General features: G+C 65.1%; 6 protein-coding genes. 3 read left to right on the top strand and 3 right to left on the bottom strand.

The features are described from left to right. Positions 1-267: 267 nt before the first annotated feature. Positions 268-933: an HAD-IA family hydrolase gene (locus GTW58_RS12530; RefSeq protein WP_119932088.1), complete on the top strand. Its 666-nt coding sequence runs from the start codon at positions 268-270 to the stop codon at positions 931-933. Next, a complete protein-coding gene (locus GTW58_RS12525) occupies positions 926-3,289 on the top strand; it encodes an AAA family ATPase (protein ID WP_119932087.1) in 2,364 nt (787 codons plus the stop codon). Before GTW58_RS12530 ends, GTW58_RS12525 begins: the two co-directional genes overlap by 8 nt. A 17-nt stretch (positions 3,290-3,306) precedes the next feature. Here GTW58_RS12525 and GTW58_RS12520 read toward each other — a convergent pair whose 3' ends face one another. The 3 genes from GTW58_RS12520 to GTW58_RS12510 form a co-directional block, all read right to left on the bottom strand. Next, positions 3,307-4,104, bottom strand: a complete 798-nt coding sequence (locus tag GTW58_RS12520; RefSeq protein WP_047690090.1) for an SDR family oxidoreductase — start codon at positions 4,102-4,104, stop codon at positions 3,307-3,309. 123 nt (positions 4,105-4,227) lie between these two features. Then, positions 4,228-4,563: a metal-sensitive transcriptional regulator gene (locus tag GTW58_RS12515; RefSeq protein ID WP_047690092.1), complete on the bottom strand. Its 336-nt coding sequence runs from the start codon at positions 4,561-4,563 to the stop codon at positions 4,228-4,230. Continuing rightward, entirely contained in the window at positions 4,560-6,941 is a 2,382-nt protein-coding gene (locus tag GTW58_RS12510; RefSeq protein WP_119932086.1) for a heavy metal translocating P-type ATPase, read from the bottom strand. Before GTW58_RS12510 ends, GTW58_RS12515 begins: the two co-directional genes overlap by 4 nt. Before the next feature lie 242 nt (positions 6,942-7,183). Between GTW58_RS12510 and GTW58_RS12505 the strand changes: the two genes are divergently transcribed. Continuing rightward, the gene (locus GTW58_RS12505; protein WP_047690097.1) at positions 7,184-8,092 is read left to right on the top strand and encodes a Bax inhibitor-1/YccA family protein; all 909 of its coding nucleotides are present in this window, start codon (positions 7,184-7,186) and stop codon (positions 8,090-8,092) included. The last annotated feature ends 144 nt before the right edge of the window (positions 8,093-8,236 follow it).

Raw genomic sequence — 8,236 nt, 5'->3', positions numbered from 1 at the left:
CCCAGACCTCACAACACACCCCTCGAGACGCCCACGCGCACACCGCTACCCATGCTCATCTGTGAAGGGCCGTCATGAGGGGCTTACGCGGGTTTGAGAACCACCCAGCGAGGTGCACCTTGTGTGCCGGCTCAGCTTCCGGGCCGGTTCCGGCCCAGGCCAGGACTTTGCGCACGGATAAGCGCGTACTCCGTGCACCGGATCGCATTTATCCGTGCGCAAAGTTTGGTCAAGCGCCGGTGAGCCCCCAGCACGTACGGTGGAGTCATGCGATTTGAAGTGGATGCCATCCTGTTCGACATCGACGGCACCCTGGTGGACTCCACCGCAGCGGTGAACCGGTCCTGGACCACGTGGGCAGGCCGTCACGGGCATGACGCCGACTCCATCCTGGCCGTGTGCCACGGTCGACGCGCGGCAGACACCCTGGCCGACTTCATCCCGGCGGACCAGGTGGCCGCGGCCGAGGCGGAACTGCACGATTTGGAGATGCAGGACCTGGAGTCCGTGGTGGAACTGCCTGGGGCCCTTGACCTGCTGCAGCAACTTCCCAAGGGCTGCTGGGCAGCGGTCACCAGCGGAGATCGTGAGCTGATGCCGGCGCGTCTGGCTGCCGCAGGTGTGCCCGTTCCGGACACGCTGGTCACCGCAGAGGACGTTTCCACGGGCAAGCCGGATCCGGAAGGGTATCTGCGCGCTGCCGAGATCTTGGGGGTCGACCCCGCACGTTGCCTGGTGGTGGAAGATGCGCCCGCAGGGCTCAAAGCCGGCCTGGCGGCAGGTTCCAAGGTGTTGGCTGTGGCCACATCCCATGAGGCTGTCGAACTGAGGGAGCACGCGCACGCCGTCGTCGTGAATTTGGCTGCCTGCGCTCTGGAGATCCAGGAGGACGGGACGCTGGTCCTCCAGGTTTCAGAGTCACAGGGTGCCTGAATCATTCGTCCACACGGACGAGTTCGATGACGCCCTGGCCCGACTCCACCACGGCGAGAACCTGTTCCTGACCGGTAAAGCAGGCACTGGTAAGTCCACGCTGATCAGGCGTTTTCTGGCGAGCACTCAGCGCAATGTTGTGGTGGTGGCGCCCACCGGCATCGCGGCGTTGAACGTGGGTGGGTACACCATCCATCGTCTGTTCGGTTTCCCGTCCGCCATGAGCCCGGAGCTGGTGCGTGGCAACGGTTACTACCCGGGGCGGTTTGCGGCAACGCTGAAGGAACTGCACACGCTGATCGTCGACGAAGCCTCCATGGTGCGTGCTGACCTCTTTGACTGTCTGGCCGTGGCCTTGCAGCGTTTCGGCCCACAACCGGGGGAGCCCTTTGGCGGTGTGCAGATGGTGCTGGTGGGAGACCTGTACCAGCTGCCCCCGGTGGTGGCCGATGGCGAGCGCGCCTACTTTGAAACCACCTACACGTCCCCCTATTTTTTCGCCGCACACAAATTCAATCGGGAGCGATTTGCCACGGTGGAACTGACGCGTGTGTTCCGGCAGGTGGGGGACAACCGGTTGGTGGAGATCCTCAATGCCGTGCGGGAGGGGTCTTTGCTGCAGGAGGCGCGTCAGGAGCTGAACACCCGTACCGACCGGGAGTTCGTGCCGCCGCTGCACGAGTTCTGGCTGACGTTGACCACCACCAACCGCATGGCCACATCCCGTAACCGCAGCATGTTGGAGCAGTTGAGCGAACCCGAGGTATCGCACTTTGCCCAGGTCACGGGGGACGTGGATGGGTTTGAGAAACCTACGGATGATCACCTGCGGTTCAAAGTGGGTGCGCAGATCATGATGCTCACCAACGATCCCTGGGACCGTTGGGTCAACGGGACCATTGCCAAGATCGTGGACCAGTACCGAGAATCCGGGGAACAGGTGGTGGTGGTTGAGCTGCCGGATGGCATGCAGGCGGAGGTTCACCCCCACCAGTGGGAGGTCACCCGACCCACGGTTCACAACGGGGTCCTCAGTCATGACCTGGTCGGCACCTACACCCAGTTGCCCTTCCGCCTGGCATGGGCGGTGACCATTCACAAGAGTCAGGGCCAAACCTTGGACCGGGTGGTGGTGGATCTGACGGGCGGCACTTTTGCTGACGGCCAGCTCTACGTGGCGTTGAGCCGCTGCACGTCCATGGATGGTCTGGTGCTGCGCCGGGATGTGTTGGCCAAGGATCTCAAGGTGGATCAGCGGGTGCGCCGTTTCCTGGCCACCGAACGCGCCGAGTCCTCACAAACGCTGGGCAACGTCTACATCGGAATGTGCACGGTGGGGGACGTGGGGCAGCGGTGGCGTCCGCGGCCTGCTGAGATTGCAGTGATCACTGACGACGGCGTGGAGCTCACCACTCTGGTCAACCCCACCCGGGACATGGGTCAGGCTCGTCACGATTTCGGCATCACCGCCGGGGACGTCCAGTTGGCCCCTCTTCTGACGGAGGCCTGGGCCGCGCTGGAGCCGTACCTGGCGGGGCGTACACCGGTGGGTCCGAACATCGACCGGGACCTGGGCTGGCTGGATCACGAACTCAAACGCATGGGGTATGTGGTCACCATGCCTTTGGGACGTGATCTCCATGTGGATGGCGCCGACCTTGAACAACGCCAGCGCCTGTATGCGCCCACAGCACTGGAACGTGCCCGGGCCATCCGTGACATCGCGCGGGGCGCCGAACCCCACCACCGCAGCGCAGACACCTTCTCCACCCCGGCCGGCCGCCCGGGTTACGTCCTGCCGCGCCATCCCAACTCAGGGGCACATGGCCCGGTGCGGTTCCTTGTCACCCCTGGCGACCGCGGTGAAACTGCGGAGTCCGCACTGGCCGCCATGCTCACCCAGGCTGCTCAGCGCTCGCGGCTCGACCCGACGGCTCAGGCTGTGGTGCAGGTGGTGGAGGAGCAGACCGGAATCACAGTCCTGGATTCCACCTACCATGACACCCCGCAGCACACCATCGACTCCGTCCTGCAACCTGGCACGCGAGTGTGTTTCACCGGTACGGCACAGGATTCAGAGGGTCGGGTGTTGGAGCGCTATGACATGGAGATCTTGGCTGTCTCCGCAGGCCTGGCACCAGTGGCCAACGTGACCAAGACCCGTTGCGACGTCCTGATCTCCGCGGAGGCCGGTTCCCAGTCCCGCAAGGCACAGAACGCCGCCAAGTTCGGAAAACCGGTGTTCACCGCGGTCGAGTTCCTGGCCTGGGTCAACGGAGAAACCGCCAACCCAGCAACGACGACGACGCAGGACCCACCGGCCGTCGTCGTCGAACCACTGCTGCCGCAACTGTGACGTCCTGGTGAAAGCGATCAGCGGGTGAAGCCACCCTCCGAGTTGATGACCTGGCCGGTGATCCAGGCGGCTTCTTCGGTGAGCAACCAGGTGATCAGGCGAGCGGGGTCGTCGGGTTCGCCCCATCGGCCGAACGGGAACATGGGCATCAGCTGATTCTTGGCCCCAGGTTCCAGGTAGCCGGTGTCCACGGGGCCGGGGTTGACGGTGTTGATGCGGATTCCGGCCGGTGCAAGTTCGTGGGCAAGTGTGGTGGTGATCCCTGCAACTGCTGCCTTGGATGTGGCGTAGGCGACCTCCTGCGGCATGGGGCCTTGGCCCTGACCGGAGGTCATGAAAACCACCGCTCCCGGTGCATCTTGCGCGGCGAAAGCCTGGGTCAGGAGCAACGACGCCCTCGCGTTCACGGCCCAGTGATGGTCCAGGTCCCGGGCAGTGATGGTGCTCAGGGCGCCGTCCGAACCACTCACCGCTTGGTTGCAGACCAACCCGTCCACCTGCCCGAACTCCGTACGGGCCGCCGCCATCACCTGAGCCGGTGCTTGGTGATCTGCCAGGTCCGCATGAAAATCCTCCACTCGGGCTGAACCCACCAGGTGTTGCCGGACTCCATCCAGCACGGCTCCGATGTCGTCGCCGCCCCAGGGCTGGAGGTCGTCGTGCGGGGAGAAGTGATGGCAAAACACGTTGGCACCCCACGCCACCGCGCGACATGCTGTGGCATACCCGATGCCGGCTCGTCGGCTGACACCTGTGATCAACACTGTTTTTCCCTGGAGAGGCAGGGGGTCCCGGGCGAGTTGTGAGGTGCTCATGGACTCAGTCTGCCGGTCGGTGCATCCCGATTGAGAACCGGGTACGCGTTTGTCCCGATTCAAGGCTTCATGCCGGCCAAACGCGTACCTTCGATGGTCATATGAGGCCCAGGCCTCGGAGGCTCAGGACTTCACCAGGCGAGCGATGGCCGCTGATGCCTCCGCCAACTTGGCCTCCGCCTCCGGCCCGCCCTGTTGAGCTGCTTCCAGCACGCAATGCTTGAGGTGGTCATCCAGCAAAGCCAGGCCCAAGTTCTCCAGGGCGCTGGTCATGGCCGAAACCTGGGTCAGGATGTCGATGCAGTAGGTGTCCTCCTCCACCATGCGGTGGATTCCGCGCGCCTGACCCTCAATGCGCTTGAGCCGAGCCAGATATTTGGCCTTTTCGCTCATGTAACCGTAGTGGGCGTGTTCGGTTGCGGTGGTGGCCTCCGGTACGACGCCGGTGGGTTCAGTCATCGAGTCACTCCTGCAGTCGGTTCCGGTGCGGCGTGGGTTGGCGGGGTGGTGTGGGTGGCGGGCTTGCCGTGCCTGGGGGTGAAGGAACGCAGCCGCAAACTGTTGGAGACCACAAAAACGCTGGAGAACGCCATGGCAGCCCCCGCCAACATGGGGTTGAGCAGCCCGAGTGCCGCCAGCGGGATCATGGCCGTGTTGTAGGCGAAGGCCCAGAACAGATTGCCCTTGATGGTGCGCAACGTGCGGCGGGAGAGCCTGATGGCATCGGCGGCGGCACGCAGGTCCCCGGTGACCAGGGTGATGTCAGCAGCCTGGATTGCGGCATCCGTGCCGGTTCCCATGGCCAAGCCCAGGTCTGCCTGGGCCAGCGCGGGGGCATCGTTGACGCCGTCGCCCACCATGGCCACCACCTTGCCCTGATCCTGCAAGGATCGAACAGCCTCCACCTTGTCTGCCGGAAGCACCTCCGCCATGACCTTCTGGATCCCCACCTGCTGGGCCACCCGCTCGGCCACGGCCTTGTTGTCACCGGTCAACAGCACCGGGGTCAGGCCCAGTTGCTGGAACTGCTGCACGGCGTGGGCGCTGGTGGCCTTGACGGTGTCCGAGACCACCAGAACTCCGCGGGCCGCACCGTCCCAGGCCACTGCCACGGCGGTGGCACCTTGGGTGTTCGCAGCAGACATGGCCCCGCGCAAGGTCTCCGGGAGCTGGATGCCCCAGTCGGCCAACAAACTCTGGCGTCCCACCACCACGGCGTGACCGTCCACCACGCCCTGCACGCCCAGACCCTCCAGATTCTGGAAGGATTCCGGGTCCGGCAGATCGCCCGTCTCCTCCCTAGCGCCGCCGGCAATCGCCTGGGCAATGGGGTGCTCGGAGGCGTTCTCCACCGCACCGGCCACCCGCAGCAACTCAGCCCGGGAGACACCATCGGCGGGAATCACCGCAGTCAAGGTCATCCGACCTTCCGTGACGGTGCCGGTCTTGTCCAGCACCACGGTGTCCGTCCGGCGCGTGGATTCCAGCACCTCAGGTCCCTTGATCAGGATGCCCAGCTGGGCACCGCGCCCCGTTCCCACCAGCAGCGCCGTGGGTGTGGCCAGCCCCAGCGCGCACGGGCAGGCGATGATCAACACAGCCACCGCCGCCGTGAACGCCGTGCTCAACGGGTGACCGGTCAGCAGCCACGCGGCCACCGTGACCACTGCAATCACCAGAACCGCTGGCACAAACACCGCGGAAATCCGATCCGCCAGTCGCTGCACCTGAGCCTTGCCGGATTGGGCCTCCTCCACCAAGCGCGCCATCTGCGCCAGCTGGGTGTCACCACCCACCCGCGTTGCCCGAACGGTCAACTGCCCACCCTGGTTGACGGTGGCGCCGGTCACCGCATCACCGGCGGTGACCTCCACGGGGACGGATTCGCCGGTCAGCATGGAGGCATCAATGGCTGAGCGCCCCTTCACGACGACGCCGTCCGTGGCCACCTTTTCGCCCGGGCGGACCAAGAACTGGTCACCCACGGCCAGGTCCTCCACGCGGATGCGTTGTTCCGAGCCGTTGCGCAGCACTGAGACTTCCTTGGCACCCATTTCCATGAGTGCCCTCAACGCGGCGCCGGCCTGGCGCTTGGACTTCTTCTCGAAGTACCTGCCTGCCAGGACAAAGGTGATCACCCCGGCGGCCACCTCCAGGTAAATGTCACCCAGCCCGTCCGTGCGGGACAAGGTGAGTTCAAAACTGTGGGTCATGCCCGGATGCCCGGCGTGGCCGAAGAACAGCGCCACGATCGACCAGATCAACGCCGCTGTTGTCCCCACGGTGATCAAGGTGTCCATGGTGGCAGCACCGTGGCGCAGGTTTTTCAGTGTGGCACGATGGAACGGCCAGCCGGCCCACACCACCACGGGGGCAGCCAGCACCAGGGATGCAAATCCCCAGTAGTCGAACTGCAGGGCCGGGATCATGGCCATGACGATCACCGGGACGGACAGCACGGTGGCGCCGATCAGACGTTGGCGCAAAGAGTCGACCTCGATATCCCCCGGTGGGGCACCGGAACCGGCACGGGCACCGGCGTCGTCGTCGTGCTGCTGATCAGGTGAGGGGGCAGCCGCGGGTGGGGGTGGCAGGGTGGCGGTGTACCCGGCCTTCTCCACCTCTGCCACCAGAACGGTGGGGTCCATGGTGGCGGGGGCATCCACAGTGGCCTTCTCCGTGGCGTAGTTCACGCTGGCGGTGACGCCGTCCAGCTTGTTCAGCTTGCGTTCCACTCGAGCTGCGCAGGATGCGCAGGTCATGCCTCCGATGGGCATCTCCAGGTGAAAGGTTCGTGGATCGTGTGCTTGCGGGGCTGTTGCCGGTTGGGTGGCCATGGTGCTCTCTTGACGTGGCGTGAGCGGATGCTTCTGTAGATCCACCTATACCCCCTTGGGGTATATCGGCGCAAGAGGCGGGTCACGATGCGGTCACGCCTCGTTCGCCTGCAGGGGAGCGCTGCAGAAGCTGACTGGTCAACTGGTACCGTTGATCCGGAATTCCTGTACGCCCACCGCCCTGCGCCGTCACCCACCGTTACTCGCGGCAGCCACGGCAGCAGCACGAAAGGACGACAACTATGGGCAATCCCTTGCTCCGCGACTTCAATTCCAAGCACAACGATCGTTCCGCGTCTCCTCAGGCCCAGTACGGCCAGGCCCCGCAGTACGGCCAGGGCCAGTACGGTCAATCAGCGCAGTACGGCCAGAACGCTCAGTACGGTCAGGCTCCGCAGTATGGCCAGACCATGCAGAACGGTCAGCAGTACGGCCAGGCGCCGTCTGCTGAGCAGATGCAGGGCTGGTACAACAGCCCGTCAGCTTCGGCCGAGCAGACCGGCCGGATGACGCTGGATGACGTCATCATGCGCACCAGCCTCACGCTGGGCACCGTGATCGTCATGGCAGTGGTCGGCTGGATGATCCCGATGCTGGCCTTCCCGGCCATGTTGGTGGGCCTGGTCCTCGGGCTGGTGAACGCATTCAAGCGTGAGCCGTCCCCGGTTCTGATCATGCTCTACGCCGTGGCCCAGGGCCTGTTCGTGGGCGGCATCTCCGGAATCTTCCAGCAGCTCTACCCGGGGATCGTCCTGCAGGCCGTGATTGGCACCATCGGTGTGTTCGTGGCCGTTCTGGTGCTCTACCGGATGCGCATCCTGCGCACCAGCCCGCGCCTGACCAAGATCGTTGTGGTGGCCATGATCGGCTACCTGGTCTTTGCCCTGGCCAACCTGGGTCTGTCCATGTTCGCCGGCTTCAACGTCCGCTCTGACGTGCAGATCTTTGGCATCCCGCTGGGTGTGTTCATCGGTGCCATCGCTATTCTGTTGGCTGCCTACTCCTTGGTCATGGACTTCGAGAACATCGAGAACGGCATCGGCCGCGTGGCCCGCAAGTACGCATGGTCCGCAGCCTTCGGCCTGACCGTGACCTTGATCTGGCTCTACGTGGAGATCCTGCGCATCCTGGCCCTGCTGCAGCAGGACTGATGCAACGCTTGGTCGGCCCGGTCATCCGGGTCGGCTGAACCACCGCAACGACGTTGCCCCCCCCCCTCCCCGGGGGGGGGGGGGGGGGGGCGCGGGTGGCGGGGGGGGGCGCGGGGGGGGGGGCGGGAGGGGGGGGGGGGGGGG

Origin of the sequence: Kocuria subflava (genome assembly GCF_012163155.1) — a bacterium.
GTDB classification, from domain to species: domain Bacteria; phylum Actinomycetota; class Actinomycetes; order Actinomycetales; family Micrococcaceae; genus Kocuria; species Kocuria subflava.
Note: the sequence above shows the minus strand (reverse complement) of the source record. Positions and strands in the feature narration are given on the sequence as shown.

Excerpts from the sequence above, each read along its gene's own strand:
- GTW58_RS12530 (WP_119932088.1), top strand. The coding sequence starts at position 268 with ATGCGATTTGAAGTGGATGCCATCCTGTTCGACATCGACGGCACCCTG.
- GTW58_RS12520 (WP_047690090.1), bottom strand. The coding sequence starts at position 4,104 with ATGAGCACCTCACAACTCGCCCGGGACCCCCTGCCTCTCCAGGGAAAA.
- GTW58_RS12515 (WP_047690092.1), bottom strand. The coding sequence starts at position 4,563 with ATGACTGAACCCACCGGCGTCGTACCGGAGGCCACCACCGCAACCGAA.
- GTW58_RS12510 (WP_119932086.1), bottom strand. The coding sequence starts at position 6,941 with ATGGCCACCCAACCGGCAACAGCCCCGCAAGCACACGATCCACGAACC.
- GTW58_RS12505 (WP_047690097.1), top strand. The coding sequence starts at position 7,184 with ATGGGCAATCCCTTGCTCCGCGACTTCAATTCCAAGCACAACGATCGT.